The following is a 21,819-nucleotide window of genomic DNA, read 5'->3' as shown; positions in this document are numbered from 1 at the left end:
CCTAAAACTTTGTTTTGTTGCCAGTTGATTTGTTGCTGAGATTGATTTTGGTTGGGCGAAGGTCAAGCCTTGGGCCAACGCTAGGTTGCAATGAACTGGGCAGTAGTTGTTCTGGTAAGACTTGCAGGCCATTGAGTTCAATAGTGGTCTCTACAAGTTCGCCCTGTTGGCTGAAAAGGTCGAGCAAGGTGACGGTCTGTTGAGGGGGTGTTCTGTCGTTGAGTCTTTGACGGGGGCCACTACCCATGGCACCGAGACTAAGCAGATTGGCGGAACCCACATGGCTCGGATACCAGGCGTGATGGTGGCCACTAATGTATAGATGTACATTTTTGCGCAGAAGTAGTTGCTGCAGACGTTTTGGTTCGTGTAGCACTTCGCCTGCACGATCGCGTCCTTTTGCAATTGCATAAGGCGGTAGATGGCCCATCATCAAGCGCAACTGTGCCTGGCGAGCTTCTGATCCGTCTAACTGGCTCTCGGCCCAGATCCAGTCATCTGCTGAGATGTTGGCCGAAGAGGCATCAACAACTAGCACGAAGATTTCCCCATGACGAATGCTGTATCGGAAGGGGAATTGATGGGCATCAACAAATGTGAGACCAAGTGATCCTTGGCGACCACGCCAGAACTTCTTGGCATGCACTCGATCGAGCTCAAACATATATCCCGAATTTCCGCGGCTGTTTGATGCGTCATGGTTGCCCATGGTTGGTGCGAAAGGCTCATCTACAGTTCTTAGGGGCTGCAGTATCTGCTCATCAAAGGCAGACCACATTGCATCGAGCTGGTTTGAAGTGAGCCCGAGCTTCTGACCTGCAACCATATCGCCTGCACAAAGGACAAGATCTGGTTGCAGTTTGTTTAGAAGCTCTAGGCCACGATGAACTTGAGACACGTAGCTGGTTGATCCGTAACTTGAGTTGAGGTCGCTGATCAGTGCGATTCGCTGATCTCCCCTTGGCAGTTCAGACAAGAGAGACTTTGACGGATCACTGATCAGGTTTGCGGCAAGGGCCCTATGAAGAAACAAGCTCGCCACTCCTGCTCCGCTAAGGCCTAGGAAGTCTCGGCGGTTAAGGGACATAGCGTTGAAGATCAGTCCGTTGATCAGTCATTCTGGCTTGATAGCGCCAACTTGTATTTGCAGTTCATCCTTCGCTTCCCTCTCAAGTTAGCCCTTTTGCTCCCAATTGCCTCGGTGTTGATCACTATTGGCCAGTTAGCGAGATGAACGCTCTGCTGAGGTCAGACATAATGTACGACTTTCCTAGTGGGATTGCTTTTTAGCTTTATTGGTTGAGCTGAGATGTTGATTTTGATTAGAACTTATAGCTTCAATGATTGAGTTAGTTTGATGAGATATTAATAATTTATTAGCTCTGATGTTTAGTGATGCGAATTTATTGCTGATGCTTGCATCGTTATTTGCTTCGTTATTTATCGTTCTGCCGGAGTCTGCTTTGGCGGTATTCTTTGCATGACTAAATTTATTTAATAACTGTTTAGTATAGGATAAAGTCTGTTGCCAGGATTTGTTAGTGGCTTGCAATTAAGAATCTTTATTTTGTTTGATTCGCTCAGATTATATCTCTCTACTGGATCCTTTCGGGTGCTCAAAGTTTGGTCTTTTGTCTATCTTTTTCGAAATGTTCAAGATGGCTTTGTTGCTAGCTAGGATTTGCAGTATGGGTAGTGGTTGCTAGACCAAGTCTTGTAAGACTTAGCTCCAGTTCCTTTAGGCTGATCTTTTCACGGATTGATTGGATTCGTGGTGTGGCCAAAGGTTGTACTGCACCAGTGGTACCAGCAAAAGATTGGCGCATAGAAAGGATTTATGGAAAATACCTCTCATAATCCTATACTTAGTTGCAGGCGATTTGCGCAAATTCATCTTAAGCAAATATTAATATCTATTCCTCGCTTGGGCGTCGGGATGTCTCTCCTCAGCTCTTCTGACAGTGGCAGTGAATGGTCTGGCCGCGAAGCCTGAACAGTTTCTTGTTGTTTTGGTGTGGATAGGCTTGTTGCTGACATTGCGATTGAACGCTTTTAAAGGGTTAAGGAATAAGAGCTTTTACGTGAGCTATCGATAGGGGCGGGGCGGGGAGTGCAGGCACCATAAATTAGATTCAATCGGCCCATCCATGGGGGGCATTGCGATTTAAGCCCATCCCCTATTTGGAATCATTTGCTTTGAGGTGGCCGCAAAGCTTTCGATGAGCCCGCTTTGGCTGCTGAGCAAATATACTTAGCTCACAAGCTTCGACTTCTTAGGCTGCTGCATTCGTGTTGATAATATCGGCTATTAGTAGTCGAAGTCACAGAATTTAGAGGCTAGTTTCATCGTTGACTTCATTCGGCAATCGTAAATTGAGAGCCTCTAAGCGTTAAAACCTTTGTGCTGAAGCTCTTGGTATGGGCGCGCCAGCACAGTTCTCTGCGGATGGCTCTATCCCCTATAGTACGTCTATGGGTGCAGAGTGTTCCTCTTCTTAAAGCTGACAGTGGAGGTTGAGACAGTCGTCCAGTTGCTTCTCTCGATGGTCCATCAAGGTTCCAAGCCATATCGCGGCTTCGACGGGAGCAACCGTGCGATCTCGTAGGAAGTTACATATAACGCTATAAAGAGGGCCTGCATCGGTCTCGACTCTTATTTGCTCATCTAGCGCTAGAAGCTGCTCAGGTGTACTGCAGGAGCGAAGCTGATCCAAGATGGCTTCGCGCATTCTGTTGATCATCATTGCCGGCAAAGTAACGCCTTGACTCATCCTGCCATCTCATGGTGTTTTCTTTGCCCTTAAAACGCCTACCTAAGGGGCTCTGAATTGTTCCTTATTGTGGCGGCTCGCTAATAAGCTTTGGTTTCAGGCTAATAGGCCTTTCATTTCAAGACATACAGAAAGGATCAATAGCCTCTACATTTGCCCGCTGGCTTCTGTTCCCTGCTTTAGCATCGACATTGAAAGATCGTCAGAGTATTGCGGTGGATTCAACGCCAAAGAAAAATTCAGATGCCGACGACCGGATCTCTCCACGCGAGAAAAAGCTTGGTATAGCCGTTTCAGTCTCTGTATTTGCTCTCAATGCTTTAGTGATACTGGTCTTGCTCCTGGATCGCACAGTCCCCTCGTTTCACCAATCCTTGATGGGTATTTTGGAGTGGATTAACTCAAGGTGATTCAGAATCTTGTTGGATATCTGGCTTGACTCCCTCCAGGTTTGCCTGAATCCTTATGCAGTCAACTTGCCTTTTCAAAGTCCTGGCTTCATGTCCAAACGCTAAGGATCTATTTGGCGATTTGCTCAGGCTTTGCTACCAACAGGAAAACTCGTCCTATTAGAGATGGATGTGATTCTTCCAATTTCCATGCTTGGCATCTTCGGCTTACTCGCCTTTGTCGCACTTGACGAACTGATCAAAGAACTTCCAACTTCCACAATCAGTAAATTCGGCTAATGCCTTTACCCTCAGAACTCGCTTGGTTAATTCCAGTGCTGCCTTTGGCAGGTGCATGCCTTGTAGGACTTTTGTTGATCAGTTTCAAACTCACCATGAACCGCTTGAGTAAGCCGGTTTCATTCCTTTTAGTTAGCTGTGTTGGTACAGCAGCTGTACTCAGTTTCGCCCTTCTGGCGGAACAAAAGGCAGGAACTGCTGCCACTAAGTTGATCTTCGACTTGCCAGGTTTAACTGACCTCCATTTACAGATCGGTTTTGCTGTAGATGTTATTGGTGCAGAGATGCTGTCACTGATCAGCACTGCAGGGATGTTGCTGATGTTGTCCGCACATATTTACATGGCTGGCAAAAAGAACTATGTGAGTTTTTTTACTTACCTAGGCTTTTTTACTAGCGCATTGCTAGGTCTAGCCCTAAGTCCAAACCTATTAGAGATGTTTGTCTTTTGGTTGCTGGTGGGGATCTCTTCATACCTTCTAGTTGGTTTTTGGTACGACACCAATGGCTCTTCCAAAACAACCCAAAATATTTTCCTGGTTGACCGTATTGGTGATGTTGGATTTCTGCTTGGCAGTCTTGGTTTGTTCTGGGTGACCAGAAGTTTTGGATTTGATGAAAGTGGATCTTTTCTCGAAGAAGCGATTATCAGCGCTAAGCTTTCAAATCCAACTACTCTTCTGCTTTGCTTCCTCATGACTATGGGACCAATTGCCAAATTAATAGAGTTTCCAATGTATGTCTGGCGGCCTGATGTTTTGAAAACACCCGTTCCTGTCTCTGCTCTCATTCATGCAACAACATTAGTAGCTGCAGGTGTTTTTGTCCTTGTCAGGCTAGAACCACTTTTTGCTGCTGGAGCAAGGGCCTTGCCAGGAACGGCTTTGTCCAATTTACTTGTTTGAGTAATTATATTTATTTTGCAAGGGAGTGCGTATTGATAGTACTTAAAGATGGCCCTAGTAAGATGCTCGCGTTGACAAGATAGAGCTTATAGAGAAGTGAAAGCCATAATCCTGATGGTTTCATCGAATACATTTTTGCCAATAACCATATGGAGATTATACTTGACAATAGATTCTCTATTGCCGAACCTCAGCTTTAATATATCTCACCTTTAACACATCTCATCTTTCCTTTTTACGAATTAGCTTGAGATAGGTCGCCTTTATTTATTTATAGTATGATATAGATCCGGCTAATTAAGATATTCTAGCGGAATTGTTATGCATATAATTGTAGGCTTGCATTTGCAGGTATTATCAAAAAGCGCTTATATTAAGATGGCCCTCTCTGCGGCTACAAGGAAAACAAGTATACATCCAGTGAAACTATTCAATGAACCAAACAGCTATTATTACACTTGTGTTTAAGTTTAGGAATTAATTTTCTCCAATTATATCCTACATTACTGATTTGTCCAGATGTAGGTGATTAGCCAGGCAAGCCCCGCGGCAGTTAAAATAGGTATTACTACGCTGGCAAATGCTCCTAGTAATCCTGGAAGCACTGTAAGCATCAGATTTACTATGTAAGGCAGAACTATGATCACAGCTGTTGCTGTTCCAGCTGTCAGGGCAGTTTTTGCCGGGAGTTTCATGTTGATGGCTTTTGGCAATAGTGATGGGATCCTTACCACAAGTTTAATAGTTTTTCTGTTTTTTGCTTCACATGCATAACACCAATATATTGGCATTAGTCGCAGTCATCACTATTTGCACCGCTTAAAAGGGATTTTGCCAAATGCCTAAGGCAATAATGACTCTTGTCTGCTGAGGATCTAATCCAAGTCTATTGGTGAAGATCACCCCAATTAGGGCTTGTGTCGTGGTGCTTGGCCTGTGATGGTGAGCAAGCCAATGTCAAGGGCCTTGGAATCCTGTTCACAGAAAGAACAATTATGACATCACTCAAAACCTCCCACAAGACAGAAGCTCGCTTACTCAAACCCCCTCATAGTAGAAGTTCATCTGATTGCTTACGTTGTGGTGGTGCTGGCTATTTGAAGTCTTCACCTGTTACGTACCACACTTGTTTGCTTTGCCTTGGCCGAGGCGTAAAACCAGTGCATAAGGAGGCTTCGGTCCCATCAGCTTTATTAGAGTGAAAAAATATTGATCAATAGTTAATAGCTTTACTTTAATGCAAGACCCTTTTTTAAGTGATTAATATCCTTATGATATTACTTTTTCTCCATTAGCCATACGAGTCTAACCTCTATGGTTAAAATATTAATAACTAAGTTTATGCAATACACCAATGGTTAATGGATCTTCCTAATTATATAATTAGAGTATTATTGACGTGCCTAAATATATCTCTTTATCAGGTCAGTTATTAATTGATGCTCTTAGTCTAATCCTTGCTTATCGGTCAAATAGTTGGTGTTGACGAACCCATCCAACTTCACTCTTACGTACTTCTCGGCGAGCTTGCAGGCACTCTTCACACATGCATGGAGGGCCCTCAAGCCAGCGGGTATGAATTGTCCACGGGAAAAGCTCAGCAAGTTCCATGTCTAGCAATTGTGAAGTCATCTGCAGGGATTAGGTAATGGGAATTTAACTTTGCAATTGTTGGGTTGGCAATTGATTCTCAATAATGTCAATACATTCATGGGCGAATGTGACAGTTCTAGCTGAAAAGTAAAGGCATTTATTCAATACCATTTTGTGATGACAAATGGTTGTGACAGCTCTATCAACACATGCTTTTTCAGTTCTAGCCAGTAACTTGTAACAGAAGGTAGGATATATCATCTCCTAGAGGTTCCCTTAGACAACTACTATCTAGCCTTAATGTTTGATGGGATAGCCAAATACTAGCATTGATATATGGAATCATTTATAATCTTCGTCAATTCAAAATCCTCCTAATCTGATACCAGCACCGACAATCACAAAGGCAATTGATACTGTTGTAATGCTACGAATATGCCAAGATAATTCAATAAGGTTGTCGTCGTTGAGATTAGGAATGAGTCTTATTTGTGCATGGAGAGCCAATGCAAAGGCGACAGCCAATAGGATCAACTTTGTTGTTAGTAGGGATGTAATTGGTGTCTGAAATGAAAAAAGTCCTCGGCCTCCTGGTAGATAGATCCATGTTAACCAGAGACCGCTTATGACTTGAATGGCTAGTGATGTTACCCTTAAAGGCTCGAACATCTTTTCAAATGATCGCACCTGAGCCACACTTTTTTCTTTGAGAGCATCTGGTAAGACCCTTAGATTTAAAAGCAACTGTCCTCCTGTCCAAACCGTAGCTGCAAGGATGTGGAGTATGACCAGGACTGAGAACAACATTGATATCCGAATGTCTTAGCAAATAAAATAGTATGAATAGAGGTGACTTTTGAGCGATTAATGCAAATGTCTACTGTTTTTCAAATATTGATCTTTTTCTTTTTGTTTTCTCTTCCTGATCTTGATCTTATTTGATTACAACAGGCTTCAAGTTATTTCATTTGATGTCGGCATAATTAAATGTTTTTTTCTCGAGATAGGCAAGACATTTAGTTCACACATCGCCTCTCGTATTATTATTCATTTCTTCAGCTTATTATTTTTTCAATTAGCCTTATTTATTTTGTGTCAGCCAATAAACTACCTCAATAGATTTATTCATTCCCTTGAAGAGTTTCTTGCTGATTTTGGTTATGTGACACTTTCTATTTACTATCTAAAGAGATATCCCTGATGGTTCTTAGATGATTTGCCACCCTTCCTGATCTTGCTTAAACCTATTGTGAAACTAGCATGCTTACTCTCGTTTTTATTAACACAGACTACGCTTTGATGGTTTCTTTTGTGGAATCAGATGAATTGGTGACTTTCTTAGTTATGACAGATAGGAGCGCGACAACTATAGTCTTTAAATAGCGATGGATATATGATCTGTAAAATTTACCCAATGAGTGCCCAGCGGAATATGTGTTACGAATTAGTCCTGCAACGAAGTTTAGAAACCAAAGGATCGCTAAAACAGTAATAATTCCGCCACCTACTTCGTAGATACGCCCAACAGTGTTAAGGAAAGGCTCTAAATTGTCGAGAACGTGAATTGTTGTCATTGGATTGAACTAAGAATTCTTGGGGTTTGAAAGCATGGTTGCTAATCGTTGATTGTTAGTTTTTAGGCCGATGGGGTTAGCCTTTGACACTAGTGTAGACGATATTGTTGGTGCTCTTTCATTTTTGCTGGATTTGGCAGGAATAATTTTGCTTTAGCATTTACATGGACATAAAAAATGATATTAATCATTTGCAAATTCTGGAAGACTTAGATAATTGTACCTCACTCAACTGCATTGTCTATTAATTTAAATCCTAGCAGTTAATGTATTAATTTATTGCTTTAATGCAGTCAAATGCATCTCAATATCATACTTTGACTCGCAGTAGTCATATTCCTCGACTAGTTTCAGTTAATATCATTCAGATGGTTTCACCTTTCTTATGTTTACCATCCTTTTGGCTCCTTTATTGATTATTGACTTTCCATGATGGCCGTTAATTTTAATAATAATCCTTGTATCCTAGATACTCTTCTCATGATTCAAATATAAACATATACAATCCACTTCTGAAGTCAGAATGCGATGTCTAAATGAATTATGATGTTCAGCTATGCGTTACTTCTTGCTTATGACTGATCATCAGTTCTGTGATTCTCCTTTCATGGCTTTTTCGTATTATATTCTTCTATTCTTTATGCTCTATACGATCGGCTAAGTCTCACCGATTGTTTATTACTAAAGAACGTTCTCTATTCAAGCTTTAACATCTCAGCGTGCTTTTCCACTCGCCCCTCCATAATCAATTTCCTAATAGACCATATCATTCCCTATTGTGTTAGTGTGTATATATTTTTACGTATTTTTTGGCTTGTTCTCGCTGCATTCCTAGCCTCTCGTTGATAACCATTGAGCCTTGAAAGCTAATTTCGGATGATTGAATGCCGATTATCAATGAGAAAGACAACGGAATGAAGACTCTTGCGGTTGCTTGGATGTAGCGTCCGACTACCTAGAGATCGTTGATCTGATGCAGATGCTCACTTATTTCTTAGCAACAGGAGCAGCAATTTCATTGATAGTTTCTTTGCTCTATCTGGCAACATTCAAAGCCAGTGATAGTACTTATCCTCCGAGACGCGATAGTTTCGAAAACGTACCGTGACATACCATATATTCCAGAGTTATATTTGTGACTTATTCCACAACTAAACTCCCTCTTGACTCATTGATGACCTATAGGAATGTGTCTGTAGTGTCTATGCAAAGGTTTTGCTGATTGTGTTTCCCTGCAGAATAATTTCTGATTAGACAACACGTTTACGTAGATATCAACTTGCTCCGTTATGGAGCATTAAGCAATCCTATTATCGACAGATTGTGGAGTAGCAGTGGTTGGCAGCATAGGCAAGTCACATATACAGCTCTAGATCAAAGCGCAATGAGCTTCTATGCTTCTAGCTTTGCGTGCGCCTTTTCGGCTTTGCGTATGAGCTTTTGAGCTTCTTCTCGTGTGGCGCATAGCTCGGCTTTCTCTGCCAGCCTTACGAGCTTTTTATGTTGCTTGGTCTTACCCATTACTAAATGCAAATTTATACTATTATAACTCATTGGTCAACCAATGCTTGTTGTCTTGACGCTAGATCTGATTGGATCGGCTATAGCGTCCAGTCACCTTGCGGCAACAGCTTTTTTGAGTTTGTTGGGATGTTGCAACTTTGAGTGATTCATTCGTTTTTCTTATTTGTAATATAACATTCCTTTCCGTTGTGCAGGTGAAGATTTAGCCAATGAAAGACCACCTTATTTAGATATTCTATGCGCTGATCATTGTTCTCGTCCTATTAGTTGGTCAAGCCCTGTTAGCACTTGCTTTAAATGAATTTCTATTGAAGCAATAGGCCTACGAAACTGCGATATAGGTAGACATTGCTCAGTACCCGCTTATGCGTGAATCACCCGTATTTAACAATGCTGATCTTTCTCTTGATGATCTCATCAGTGTCTATCTGGTAGCCATCGATGACTAGTGCTTTAATTCCAATGTCTAATCCTTCCGTAATTGTCTAGCTAGGTGTTCCAGCTGCTTATGATTGTTTTCTATTCCACAAGACAATAAGCTTCACACCTTGGCGACTTGTCTTGGACACGGAATAGATAGACCAGACTCTCCCATGTCTAGGTGTCTGTAGCTTCTGCTTGCGATGTAATGATTAGTCTCCATCTATTTATGATAATGATCTGATATACCAACTTTATTCAGCTCGTATAAATCTACTTTTTCATATCATGGTTGGTTTGAGTGGTTTTGCTGCACAATGGTCTTCTAAGCATATTATCGGTTTAGATATCTTATGTTAACAGTATCAATACAAGCTTCCGCTATATTCAGTCCATATGAAGGGCTTTTCTGAAGCTTCTAATGATGCCCTCTACAGTATCAATTATATTGATAATTACTGGTTGAATTTTTTTGGCTAGTTTATTTAGATCGCTTGCTAATAAGCCAATTTCATAATTGTTTATTTTTAATCGATTCCTAAAGTCGTTCCAAAGATCCTTCCTTGCGATTACTTTTATGCCTGGAAGGCTTGTATTCACCAGTCTCACCTGCTCTGAATGAGAGCTTCTGGGTATAAGCTGAACTTTGCGTATGCTGTTTTTATTGGCTGGGCCGGACTTGGTTACAGTCATGACTCATACATGGATAAAAGCAACCCCCCTCAAAGAGAGGGCAATATCTACAGTATAACCGATATCCAGCCTAGATTGTCAAATTCTTGCCCATAGACCATTGAATTGCCGGTTTTTGTGTATCCAAGGCAAAAAAAACTGTGTGCAATTTGATTGCTTAGCCTTCTTCACTGCAATCTTTATGCATTAGTCCATGACTAGGCTGTTGAATTAGCATCTTTTTATTGACCCTCAGTCATCATTGAAGTGGTTCGGCGAGAGCGAAAATATGGTACTGAATCTCTTCATGCCTAGATTTACCATGACCGAATCTGAAAACATTCAAGTCTTTTAGGTCTACTGTGCAGACTCTTTCGAGTTTTCTGATTGCATATCAGCCAATTTTTCTTGATAACGATCCATATCCACTAGCAACCTTAAGCATGCTTTCAGAGGAGTGTGTCAAGTGTTCAGATGCTCACAGTCCCCACTAGTTCTTGCTCAGGTCTCTATTACTACTAATAATTATCAATCTCACCTCAGGCAATGGGGCTCCCAATGTCAGAACGATCTGAGCAACTTCCAGCCATGAGGCTTCTAGCAGTAGAAGGTGCGCAGGCTCGGGTTGACATTACTGATGATCCAGAAGAACTTCGGCTGATTGTTCGGGAGTTGCTTAGTGGCCTGGATTTTGCGCCACCTCTAGACAAAACCAATATTGGCGAAATTGAAGCCAGCAACAGCGAGGAGACCTTCGGCGAGATTTATTGCTCTGGATGCGGTGAAGTCGAAACGTGCGAGTGCCCGGATCCCTGTGAGCCTGAATTGCCCAGAACCAGCAGGCCCTTGTTATGAGTTCAAAGCAGGTCGTTCTTATCATTGCCCAACTACTGAGCGCAATTGTTGCCGGTTCTGCTCCTTTGGTTTGGGCAATAGCAGCGCATCCAGGGCTCTAACTCCCTCCCCAGAACGTTGTTCTGCTGTTAGTTCACTGCTTGCATCTCTTGAAGTGAGGCCTGGCCAGCGATGAGAACCTCCTGGGTTGTTTCCAATCCAAAATCACTGCCACGTATCCCGTCGTTCAGGGGGAACATCGTCTCACCCCATTGATCTAGAGGCCAATCACAGACCCAGTCGATGGAGTGGGGCTTGTACTGGTTTGTTTCTTTGCATTGCATCTCAGCTCTATAGACAAGAGCGAAATACCTTCAGACTTTTGCGTGGACGATATCCCTGTTTAGCTTCAGTTGTCTAAAGGCATTTGTTGTGATCAGGCCCATGGTTCTGTTCAGAAAGCTTATGTTGAGGATGTGATCCACAATGGTGATGATCCATTGCAGAGCAATTATCAGGAGGTCTACCTCTGTTGCGACTTTTTTATAGTGCATAGACAACTGTAAGATTCCTTTCTTTATATCAGCTGGCCTCGTCCTGAACTTGTGCCATTAAAAAAAACAGTATTCCATTCAACTCATGCAAAATTGTGGAGTCTGTGACCACCATCGCAGCACTAGTGATCAATTTAACTATGAAATTGTACGCACAACTCATTGGGTTTTTCGCCATCATCCAGCACCAGCTCCTTTGCTTGGTTGGCTACTGCTCGATTCACGTCGTCACTTGACAGGACCTATTGATTTCCAAGCCGATGAAGCAGCATCTTGGGGGAAGGCAATTCAAATTGGTAGTGGGCTTGTACAACGGCTTACCAAATGCGACAGGGTTTATGCCATTGCTTTTGGAGAAGGAGCTCATCATTTGCATTTGCATCTGATCCCACGCTTCCAGCTTGATCTTAATACAACTGCTTGGGCCGTTGCCGATCATTACCGTGCAGTCAGTAATGGGCAGCGAGCAGCAGTTGCACCAATCCAGATTGCTGAATTTGTCAAACAGGCTCGACTTCTTGCGCAATCATTCGAACTCTAGGCTTGATCCTAAAACTGAAAATTACGCTTCACTTTGGATAGTCGTTTTTCAATAGAAAGAACTTTCTAATCATTATTAATATTCTGTATATCTATTCTACACGCTTAATTTCACGGCTAAAAATAAATAAGACTCCTGCTAAGGGATGGGAATACAAGCATTGACTAGCTATAATTGAATTAGCAATGTATCCATCTCCAACACCATTCCACATACCGGTTTTTATCATTTGTGCCAACACAAGATGCTTAAGTCACTGTCATCTCACTTACTCAGCCTGAGAGCTTCTGGTCTGCCTCGCTGATTAAGTCCAGAGGCGTTTTTTTATGGCTTTGTCAGGATGATGGCATCTGCCTTTGGTGTTTGTCCTTTCATCTCCCCAGCTATAAGCGGATCCCCAGTGCTAACGAAGGCTTTGAGCTTTTTGAGGTTTCCGTGTCTCAACTCCAGCCCACCCAGTGGTGCGTGGGCTTAGCGGAAGTCATGAGTCGCCAGCTCGATTTCCGTGGACAAAGCCCTAAGGAACACAAGAAGTATTTGAAGGGCAAGCCCGTCCCTCTTGTACGCAATCGTTCAGGCTCACTCTGGATGATTGATCGTCATCACCGTCTACGAGCACTATTGGATCTTGACCAAGACGCCACCACCTACGGATATCTGATCGAAAATTGTCCAGCTGAAGATGATTTGGAGAGCCTTCGCCTTTTGGCCGAACGTGGTTGGTTGTATCTCTACAACGGACGTGGCCATGGCCCCCTTTCTCAGCAGGCTTTACCCAAGACCTTGTCACAGCTGGAGGACGACCCCTACCGAAGCCTGGCTTGGAAGCTCAAAAGCGAAGGGCTGATACGCCCTGAACCATTGATCCCTTATCACGAATTCCGCTGGGGAAGCTGGCTGCGCAGCCGTGCATTACCGCCTTTCTCTAGTAAGTGCCTTGAACCGGCATTGCCGGCTGCTCGCAGTTTGGTGCGTTCCAAGGCTGCCTCCCACCTGACTGGCTGGGTTGGGTGAGTTCACGTTGCATCAGACCAAGGTTGTGCAGAAGATGGGAGTGGACTAGTAGTTAAAAAGCTTTTCGAGGTGCTCAAGTTTTAGTTTTGCCTAAATTTCATCAGGAAGTTCTGGAACTTTGGGGGGGCTTTCTTTTGAGCCGAAGTGATCGAACCTTTCGCATATCGCTTCCTTCCGTATTGCCTGCGTCTACTTCAAGTAGGTGTGCCTATGAACTCCAAGATCAGGAAACCGTTGCAGCTCCTTTTGAGTTTTCAGCGCAAGAACAGTCAATGTTGTTGATATGCTACAAGTGTGTGCAAATACGCGTAAATCGGACAGTTTGGCCTCTCTTGTTCATTTCCGAACGACCTTTGTATGAAAAAACGATCTCCCGGGGCTTTTGATTTGGTGCCGAGGGGGGAGATTTGAACTTCCACCCTTTGGGTTATGAGTACGCCAGACTTCCTTGAGAACCCCTGGCCTAACAGGGCTACAATGATGACTATCCCTCCAATCTATCCGCGCCTCTAGTCGGCGGAATAGCCCGACGAAAGCGTCACCCCTTTATCGAAGCCAGCAAGGTCTATTTGGGTGATTTGTGGCTATTCGTTGCTCTATTTATAAATACTTAAATGATCTACCTATGATTTGCCTTTGGCAAAATCGTAGTGTTATTTTTAAATAAATCATAGTGTGGCTTCGTTTGACCTGATGTGAAAAAAACAAAGAATTATTAATGCCTCTGAGACTATGGCATTGCTTATGATTTAGGACGTCTAGAAATTTTTAGTTAGCTTGTTTCTGCATTGTCTTATATGCAAGGAAGTCTTGCATTGGAAGTGATGTCTTACAGCCTCAGTGTTTGAAAGTAAATAACACTGCAACCTTTATATTGATTTCTGCGTGATAGATCTTGCTACCAAGGCAGTACCCTCTCTGAGTTGTTCAACGCGTTGGACAAGAAACCCGACGAGCTGAAAAGCCCGCTACGAGGCATGAAGGTAACAACAAACTATCTATTCTCTCGCTCTTCCTCGACTGCGATCGTCGAGATTCGTCGTTTATCAGGCAAGGATTTCAAGGCCTCCAGCTTCCATCGTTAGCCAATCTTCCACTTTGTTTAGTGTAACATTCAGCAGCAGTGTCTCCCCCCCCGAATAAGACAAGAGTACGCCACTTTCCCGTTGCTCGAGTTCAGGAATACTTGAAGCCTTAATGACATCCAATTCCGAAGTAAAATCGAGGATAATGTCATTACCACTACTTAATCGATAAGTATCTGCATCTGCGCCACCACGCATCACATCAGAGCCCTTGCCACCAAAGAGAACATCACTGCCGCTCCCTCCTGTCAACGTATCGGAGCCAGGCCCACCATCAAGGTCATCCGAGCCCTCATTCCCAAAGAGCTGATCCGCTTTTTTACCACCTATTACAACATCGTCACCGGCTCCAGCCTCGTGACGATGGCTTAGCGATGAGCCTGTGAAACTGAATAATTCGTCTGTCTCGCCCCCTTTAAACTCTTTCAATTCAAAACCTGTAGCTTTAAGAATCGGTTTCTCTTCATTATAAATGTACCACGCGTCCTTTTTTTTCCTGTAGATCACACTAAGGTCTCCATCATCGCCCTGATAAGTACTTAGATCAACAAAAAGATAATCCTTGTTCTCCTCGTCTTCGCTAGAGCTGTTTCCACCACCCTCAAGATTAGTAAAACTTTTATAGTTATAGGCTTTATCTACAGAGGAATTATAAAAATCGCTAAAATTGATTTCCACATAATCCGCATATTTACTACCTTTAAAGGTAGAGCCTGAACCAAGCGTCGCTTTGTACACACCCATTCCACTGTTAGAAGGATCAGGAAGCTCGCTAAAATCCACATAACTTCCTGCAAACGCATTGATTCCCTCTACATTCGTGAGGGTTGCATCAACTTCATAATCCTTAAATTCAAAATCTAGCTCTTCATCTTCTTTACCTTCGTAATCATCTTCATTAACTTCAATAGGATGACGTCCTGGGATAGCGCGGCTAGTATGCGGTTCATCTTCCGAGCTGCCTTCTACTTTCAACTTAGAGACGTTGCCATCTTCACTAATAAATGTAAGTGCCGCACGCAATAAGCGGTAATCAACGATATCTTCTCCTCCAGCTCCATTCACTGTGTCAGAACCAAAGACAGGGAAAATATAATCATGCCCCTTGCCTGTATTTATATCTTCTTTACCATCTGTTCCAACAACAAAATCATTCCCAAGAGATGACTGTACTCTAACAATATCATCCAGAGCAAGATCGTTGTTGCTACGATCAACAACAATATGAGTCGAAGCAGGCCCAGAATAATAACCAACATTTTTACTATCGGCTATTTTGCTGCCAGGCATAGATTGCCCTAAAACAGTGTAACTTTGCTCTTCATTTGAATCTTCATTGACTACAGCTAGCAGATCTCCAACATAGTCGGTAAGCGCACTCTGACTAGTACTGATGGCATCTGCACTATCATCTGATAATTCAACCGTGATAAAGGGATAGTCAGTATTGCTAGTCGTGTCAAATGCAAGACTGAATTCCATATGGCCCTCTCCTGAGGAGGTCGTATAAACCAGAATTCTTTTGTTTTTACCACGAGGTAGCACTAAAACATCTTCACCCAACGCAAAGTTTTTAATAGTATTACGTGTGCGGCTTAGTTTAATATCAACCTGACCAACCTTGACGTCTGATCGTTCTTGAAGATAATCGTGCAATTGAGCCTGCTCATAATTATTCCCATCCAAGGCAGCACTCCTTTGCTTTTCAATATTGCTTCTTTTGTTGGCTGCCCATAATGCATCTTCTAGAAAGTCAAAACCTTTACCACAGGCGATACCAGCCGCTTTACTGCCAACCCACCCCGCTTTTGATTTACCCGCCATCTCACATCCGGCCTTGATGACATTTTTACTCTGTTCCCATAGGAAATCTGGAAGGCTAAATTCGCTTCCCGCCAGATACGAATCATATTCAGCATTTATCTCCTCTTCTCTGTTAGGAACAAGTTTCCTCCAGATTTCATTTATTTGATTATTGGGATCCGACAGATCTGAATGAACTCCAACGACTGTTTCCTGTTCTTCATATGCAACCATGAAAATATCGCTAATATTATCTCTTGCTTCAACGACAGTATCCCTGGCATCAACTACATTTGAGTTACGCGGAGTTGATACAAGTTGCACAAAAGGAAATGTTCCGTCTATTTTCTGAGTATCTGATTTAATCGCATCTGGATATTGCTCATATTCATCAATGAGATCATGAGATTCATCAGCTGTAGGATGAGGGGCATTGCCAAAGCCAGAATCAGCTGTAAAAATTCTTTTTTTGTCTTCATTATTTGCATATATTGCGTTTGACATTCCATCGCCAACATCGATAAAATCAGTACGATTCAGATATAGATTTGGTACGCGTCCATAATGGTTTCCTATTATGGCAATTGCACTTCCATAGCCGAGACCATTCTCACCAACATCTCTTTCGCCTGTATTTAATCTGCCTCTAGCACCATCACCCCCACCCTTTTCGGTTACAAATAAACCTCCGCTACCGCCTTTGCCTCCTGCACCAGTACTTCCTTCACCAATGTTACCACTACAGGAGCCAGGAATAGCGCCTGAGTAGTAACCACCACCACCACCACCACCTCCTCCTCCTCCTCCTCCGTAGCCCATTAGCCTCCCCCCCGACTCCCCGTTACTACCGCTCCCCCCGGTTATATCGGCTTTATGAGAGTACCGATCAGTACGTTTTACCCCAGCACCCGGCGCTCCACCTTGGCCTCCAGCTGGAGGATTTGCAAACGATAAATAACCAGCATTACCTTCGTCATCATTTTTACGATGTAAAGGTGTTGAAAAATTACCTCCAGCTCCACCATTATCTCCTGTCGATCCTGATTCCCACTCACATCCACCATATCCAGGCCACCCTCCGATCGCAGCACGTCGTCCGTCTCCACCGTTTGCTCTTAATGTTTGAAAGACTGAATCACTGATCGTTAAATCACCATCAATAAGTAAAATTGCGCCTCCTGCTCCTGCACCCCCTCCTGCCCCCGCGCCAGCACCGTTCGATCCTCTCGCGGTGTTACCAATAAAGTTAATTCGATTTAATTCTAGTTTGAGATCTTCGTCTGCAGGTTCTAGCCCGTGCGTTTCCTGATCAATATGTCTACCATCGCCGACAACCAATACGGAGGATCCTGCTCCAAGTGTATGGTGTTCACGTTGTCTATTTCCTAACCTTTGAGCGCTCAACTTGGCACCAGCGCCAGGCACCTGAAGACTCTCTGGGACAAGCGATATATTCATCCATGAATTTGGATTGATAAGTATATCCCCACGATATATATTTGGCAGAGTATCTCTTAACTTAATAGTCCAGTATCCAATGCCCAATGGGCTGCTCTCGAATTGATCTCCTTTTAAAGCGCTACCAGGATCTCTGAATACAATTTCATATCCGCCTTCGTAATGATTTGCCTGCGTGTAGGCCAGAGCTTCTCTTAGGCTGCCTTGCCATTCTTCGTCATATTGGGGGTTGGTTACCTCGTCGCTGTTGTGAATAACGGTTAAGACCCTTCTGCCGTTTTCCGGGTTGGTTGGTACTTGATTAGACATTTCAGAATTGGGCTTCATCTTTGCATTAATAACAGTCTAAATGCTTAGGGATTGATTGGCCATGATTTCAGCCCTGACAGCCGTCTGAGAAGAAGGTGTGTTGGAGCAGTTAGAGAAACTCAAAGTTTCGGCTATTGTTTAATCATAGTTGCAATCATATCAATCATATATTAATACAGCCTCCTGCATCTTGATTGTTGTTTCTATTCTGCCGCCTGGATGAATCGCTTTGTCATTAGTAAACAAAAAATACTTACATACTTTTAAATCTCAAATCGATAGAGCACATCAAATCCTTTCCGGTAAACGCCCTTCGACGCCTCAATGCTAGTAGAGCTTGATATGGGTTGCAACGTCATGCCCCATCGCTTCTGCAGCCTGTTCTGTTGTGACCTTACTGAACTGAGGCAATATCGCCACACTAATTGCCCTGGCATCACATATTGAGGTGTGATTTAGAACAGCCAATGGAATCAGAGATTGTGATCTTCCGTTCAGCTTCTGATGATTAGTTGAGGAGATAGGGTATTGGCTAGAGGCGAGAAGTTGATGGTTAGCTTTTCAGTAGCGCATGACTATTCTCAGAGCCTGCTTCTATCAATTACACGCCTTTGCAAGCATCTTATTGGTAAGAAGGTGCCATGTATCTGTGGCCTTCAAATCGGCCACACAGCGAACCCAAACACTTTGGGATGTTTTGGTTGCTGGTATCAGTCCACATCAACTGCAGCAAAAGGAAACTAAGGAATTTCTAAGACTGAACATCAAAAAGCCACGAATACTGATGGGGCTTGTTTCAAAAAGTTCAGGTCTCTTTAATACGCGGCCAAACAAGAATGACCAGCAGAGCTACGACTATGCCAATCGCGACATCAACGAAGCGTGTAGCAGCCGTCATCCAGACCTCAGCATGGTTCGGCTCGGTGACCACAACCGTAAGCGCGATAGCTCCGAAACGAAACGCGCTTGAGTGCAGCTTTGCAGTACTGCAGACCAGACCGAGCAAGGCGATAGCAAGACCATAATTGATCAAATTGTATGGAGTAAGGTAAATCTGAAAGGCAGCGGTAACGACGCCCAGAAAAGTTCCGATCAGACGACGACGAGCCGTCTTGGAGGCATCCTCGAGAGCATCAAGCGAGCAGACGATGGCAGAGATGGGCGCCCAGTAAGCATCAGGAAGATGCAAAGCCTGTGCCAAAGCCATGGAAAGGACGGCAGCTACCGCTACCCGCAGCGGAGAACTGATTAAGGAGTTCATATAGATAGATTCTGATAGAAGACCTCGACATTGCCAGTAAGCGATAAGGAGAGGCGAAGGAAATGCTCCACTGGGATTAGATGCTTAAAAGGTCACTCATTATCTGGGATGTTTTTGGTTGTAGCTCTCAGGTCAAATCAACTTCAGGAATGACTAAAGAGTGAGGTGTTTCTCCTTTAAAAGCCCTGCCTTATGCAGCGGGAGTAATAGCACTGTCTGGTTAGCACCAATGACTCTTCAAGTATCCAGACCTAGACCTAAAGAAAGCCACTACAACCCCCTTGGGCTCGAGGGGGCCTGGGCGGGATTTCCCGGATGAGGTGGCTTAGGGGCCCTACTTGCTCGGGCCCCGCAAACGATTGACAATCAATCAAGCGATATCCCACCTCCTAGCGGTGTTGGTTGAGCCGTCGCCTAATGAGCGATCCATTGAGTAATTGCTGTTTCGTCATAGATATGACCACTTGATTCAATCATTACTTTTGCCTCAGGGTCATTCCACATGCCCATTGCAACTCCCTCCTCAGCTTGGAATATCACAATCGCTCTTGATGAATCTTCTTTGTGTAAGCCTCTGTACAGAGATGTGATTCCCCCTGCTTTCAACATTGCTTTGTTGTTTTCACTGTCGTAAATAGTTCTCCACTCGTCAAAGGTTTTACTGATCTTGAAGTCAAACACGGTGGTTTCGATTGCCATTCCCAATGAAAAATGTTGACCAATTAGACCATGCTTCCCCACCACCTAGCTGTACGCGCTGAACATTGATAGCGCTCTGCGATCTGTTGCGAGGTATCGCCCATGCATCGATAGCACTCAAGCAACGTTTGATGAGGGTTGAGAAAGCCTCACCGAAATGGTGAAATCCAATTTCAGTTCACTTATGCATTGCCCGCATTCACCTGTGCATAGAGGTCTGCGGTTGCATCTGGTTTGAATCTGGAATAGCGACTCATATGAACTTTCAAATTGCCAGGTAAGGATGTCACTAAAAAGGCAGGCCCAGCGTAAAGATCTTTAAGCTGGAAATACGCAGGTCTGAATAACTGAAGAGGCATTTATCGGGTTACATCTGTAACGTGTGAACCAAGCAGGGTTGAAGCTGACCCGAGAGGCAGGTTGCTCGTTACAGATGTAACGACAACAGCAAGCAACTTTTCCTTGTTCTCACCAGTTTTAAAGTCCCGCTCACAGAATTTGTAAAAATAAACCTCTTGCCCTAGGTTTTGACTCCAGGTGGACACTCCCATTCCCAGTCCCACCACATTTCCCCATTCTTCCAGACTACTTCAATCAACTTTTTCTTACACTCTGGTCCTTTATCCCCGCCAGATACTAGTGATAGTTCCTGGAGAGTTAGTTGGTCATTAATGAGTTCGTATTAAGTCATTTGTCTTGTGTAGTGGGTTGGATAAGCTCAGCTTCTCCTTTGTGTTATATGGAAAAGGGGTTGCGATTGGATTGTTTAAGAGTAGTTTTCCCAACAATCCAGTTGACAATGTGTACTATTGAAGAACCACCAGAAACCTCTGAAAGTTCTTGGATAGTTAGTTCATCGTTAGTGAAAGGAAGAATGACTTCCTCCCTAGTTAGTTCTTTGTAAGTCATTTGTTTAGGGTGATAGAGGTTTTAAAGGTCATCCTTATGGGGGGAGGTGATTGTTACTCCCACCATCCACGGGACTCTGCTTCTGTTTTTCTACACTCATACCTAGGGGGTAGCTCATCATCTTCTGGATTTGGTATGACCCACTCATAACCTCTAGGACAACCACTAGAACCACCAGATACCTCTGATAGTTCCTGGAGAGTAAGTTGATCTTTGGTTGGTTCGTTGCAGGTCATAATCCTGTGCCTATGCCTATCTTCTTTTCTATACGTTTTATATATTCTTTGTATTCCTTATTATTGTTGAATTGATCTCTTTGTTTTACTTGAATTCTCTCACCCTTCTGGGTTACTATCACGTGAGCCGCTCTACCACCAGACATGTGTGATAGTTCCTCAAAAGTCAGTTCGTCGTAAGTCATTGGTTTAATGCAATAATAAATAAGGGTTAGTAAGGAAAGCCAAAGAAACAATCTTCGGGATATCTTCCATGCTTAGATGGTTTTGTACAGTGTTTCTCAAACCCTTCTCGCCATTCCTTTCCATCTACCGGATTTTCGAATACGGGGACAATTCCTCCAGATACGTGTGATAGTTCTTGATTGGTCAGCTCTTGATCAAGCAGTTCAGTGTTGCTGTATTCAGTGTTGCTGTATTCAGTGTTGCTGTAGTCAGTGTTGATAGTAGTCATGGTTTTGAAGTTGATAAATGTGTGAATTGTGTTGGGTTGTTTTCCCTCGACTCCTACAAGATCGCAGCCTTTCTGGTGAAAACTCCTATTCCTTTCTGGTGCAGACAGCAGGCGTTGCTGGTGAAAAGTTGGTGAAAAGCTCAGATCAACCTTCTCGTCAAGTTTTTGCTACTACCTGGATGGAGCTGGGTTTGGGATCTAAGGCTGAATCAGAGTCCAGAAGACTGGTATCAACCTGCGGTGAGATTTAGAAAAACACGTGAGATCAGAGATGGTGATATGAGGTCCGCTTCTGATGGGTTGGTTAGTTGATAATTTAAAAGAATTTAAGGGGCTAATGGTTGTATCCTATTTTTTTAGTCTCAAATAAATAGCAACAGTTTTACTCTGATCTAGTGCATACGTATTTGAGCAAACAAAGTCAAGAAGGAGTCAGCTATTGGATGGCTTTAGGCATTTAAAAGCCCCGCACAATGGCGGGGCTCGGGGTTCACCAACAACTCAACTCAAAAGA

At 43.4% G+C, this 21,819-nt stretch carries 18 protein-coding genes; 6 read left to right on the top strand and 12 right to left on the bottom strand.

What is annotated here, in order from left to right:
- Position 1: 1 nt before the first annotated feature.
- From EV12_RS04320 to EV12_RS04315, 3 genes are all read right to left on the bottom strand, one after another.
- Positions 2-1,087: a metallophosphoesterase family protein gene (locus tag EV12_RS04320; protein ID WP_036912457.1), complete on the bottom strand. Its 1,086-nt coding sequence runs from the start codon at positions 1,085-1,087 to the stop codon at positions 2-4.
- Positions 1,088-1,270: 183 nt separating this feature from the next.
- On the bottom strand, positions 1,271-1,552 hold the full coding sequence (locus EV12_RS13610) for a hypothetical protein (RefSeq protein WP_152562983.1): 282 nt from the start codon (positions 1,550-1,552) through the stop codon (positions 1,271-1,273).
- Between the two features lie 943 nt (positions 1,553-2,495).
- On the bottom strand, positions 2,496-2,771 hold the full coding sequence (locus EV12_RS04315) for a hypothetical protein (protein WP_036912455.1): 276 nt from the start codon (positions 2,769-2,771) through the stop codon (positions 2,496-2,498).
- Between the two features lie 191 nt (positions 2,772-2,962).
- Here EV12_RS04315 and EV12_RS13605 point away from each other — a divergent pair, with 191 nt between their 5' ends.
- A complete protein-coding gene (locus EV12_RS13605) occupies positions 2,963-3,181 on the top strand; it encodes a hypothetical protein (protein WP_152562369.1) in 219 nt (72 codons plus the stop codon).
- 314 nt (positions 3,182-3,495) lie between these two features.
- Positions 3,496-4,365 (top strand): proton-conducting transporter transmembrane domain-containing protein, encoded by an 870-nt coding sequence (locus tag EV12_RS04310; RefSeq protein WP_241467000.1) that lies wholly within the window; start codon positions 3,496-3,498, stop codon positions 4,363-4,365.
- A 503-nt stretch (positions 4,366-4,868) separates the two neighbouring features.
- Here EV12_RS04310 and EV12_RS13130 read toward each other — a convergent pair.
- The 3 genes from EV12_RS13130 to EV12_RS04295 all read right to left on the bottom strand — a co-directional run bounded on the left by EV12_RS13130 (position 4,869) and on the right by EV12_RS04295 (position 10,169).
- Positions 4,869-5,156, bottom strand: coding sequence for a photosystem I reaction centre subunit VI (locus EV12_RS13130; RefSeq protein ID WP_241477271.1), 288 nt, complete (start codon positions 5,154-5,156; stop codon positions 4,869-4,871).
- Positions 5,157-6,321: 1,165 nt separating this feature from the next.
- Positions 6,322-6,654 carry a CopD family protein gene (locus EV12_RS04305; protein ID WP_241477270.1) on the bottom strand — a complete coding sequence of 111 codons (333 nt, stop codon included), beginning with the start codon at positions 6,652-6,654 and terminating at the stop codon, positions 6,322-6,324.
- Between the two features lie 3,209 nt (positions 6,655-9,863).
- A complete protein-coding gene (locus EV12_RS04295; protein WP_036912444.1) occupies positions 9,864-10,169 on the bottom strand; it encodes a hypothetical protein in 306 nt (101 codons plus the stop codon).
- A 537-nt stretch (positions 10,170-10,706) separates the two neighbouring features.
- Between EV12_RS04295 and EV12_RS04290 the strand changes: the two genes are divergently transcribed.
- Positions 10,707-11,003 (top strand): histidine kinase, encoded by a 297-nt coding sequence (locus tag EV12_RS04290; RefSeq protein ID WP_241466568.1) that lies wholly within the window; start codon positions 10,707-10,709, stop codon positions 11,001-11,003.
- A gap of 128 nt (positions 11,004-11,131) precedes the next feature.
- Here EV12_RS04290 and EV12_RS04285 read toward each other — a convergent pair whose 3' ends face one another.
- Positions 11,132-11,326, bottom strand: a complete 195-nt coding sequence (locus EV12_RS04285) for a hypothetical protein (RefSeq protein WP_036912439.1) — start codon at positions 11,324-11,326, stop codon at positions 11,132-11,134.
- Positions 11,327-11,621: 295 nt separating this feature from the next.
- Here EV12_RS04285 and EV12_RS04275 point away from each other — a divergent pair, with 295 nt between their 5' ends.
- Both EV12_RS04275 and EV12_RS04270 read left to right on the top strand, forming a co-directional pair.
- Positions 11,622-12,077: a diadenosine tetraphosphate hydrolase gene (locus tag EV12_RS04275; protein ID WP_036912433.1), complete on the top strand. Its 456-nt coding sequence runs from the start codon at positions 11,622-11,624 to the stop codon at positions 12,075-12,077.
- Between the two features lie 363 nt (positions 12,078-12,440).
- Positions 12,441-13,091, top strand: a complete 651-nt coding sequence (locus EV12_RS04270; RefSeq protein ID WP_036912431.1) for a ParB-like protein — start codon at positions 12,441-12,443, stop codon at positions 13,089-13,091.
- A gap of 1,046 nt (positions 13,092-14,137) precedes the next feature.
- Here EV12_RS04270 and EV12_RS12885 read toward each other — a convergent pair.
- The 5 genes from EV12_RS12885 to EV12_RS13600 all read right to left on the bottom strand — a co-directional run bounded on the left by EV12_RS12885 (position 14,138) and on the right by EV12_RS13600 (position 21,305).
- Positions 14,138-17,764, bottom strand: coding sequence for a calcium-binding protein (locus EV12_RS12885; protein WP_052043462.1), 3,627 nt, complete (start codon positions 17,762-17,764; stop codon positions 14,138-14,140).
- Between the two features lie 787 nt (positions 17,765-18,551).
- The gene (locus tag EV12_RS04260) at positions 18,552-19,007 is read right to left on the bottom strand and encodes an FUSC family protein (RefSeq protein WP_036912428.1); all 456 of its coding nucleotides are present in this window, start codon (positions 19,005-19,007) and stop codon (positions 18,552-18,554) included.
- 414 nt (positions 19,008-19,421) lie between these two features.
- Positions 19,422-19,751 (bottom strand): DUF3764 family protein, encoded by a 330-nt coding sequence (locus EV12_RS04255; protein ID WP_241466567.1) that lies wholly within the window; start codon positions 19,749-19,751, stop codon positions 19,422-19,424.
- A gap of 314 nt (positions 19,752-20,065) precedes the next feature.
- Positions 20,066-20,257, bottom strand: coding sequence for a hypothetical protein (locus tag EV12_RS04250; RefSeq protein WP_036912422.1), 192 nt, complete (start codon positions 20,255-20,257; stop codon positions 20,066-20,068).
- Between the two features lie 805 nt (positions 20,258-21,062).
- Positions 21,063-21,305 (bottom strand): bacteriocin, encoded by a 243-nt coding sequence (locus EV12_RS13600; protein WP_152562368.1) that lies wholly within the window; start codon positions 21,303-21,305, stop codon positions 21,063-21,065.
- Positions 21,306-21,331: 26 nt separating this feature from the next.
- On the opposite strand from EV12_RS13600, the gene EV12_RS14025 reads away from it, so the two are divergent.
- The gene (locus EV12_RS14025; protein ID WP_193742141.1) at positions 21,332-21,556 is read left to right on the top strand and encodes a hypothetical protein; all 225 of its coding nucleotides are present in this window, start codon (positions 21,332-21,334) and stop codon (positions 21,554-21,556) included.
- The last annotated feature ends 263 nt before the right edge of the window (positions 21,557-21,819 follow it).

This window comes from Prochlorococcus sp. MIT 0701 (assembly GCF_000760295.1).
In the GTDB taxonomy this organism is placed as follows: domain Bacteria; phylum Cyanobacteriota; class Cyanobacteriia; order PCC-6307; family Cyanobiaceae; genus Prochlorococcus.
This window is presented reverse-complemented; position numbering and strand designations above follow the sequence as displayed.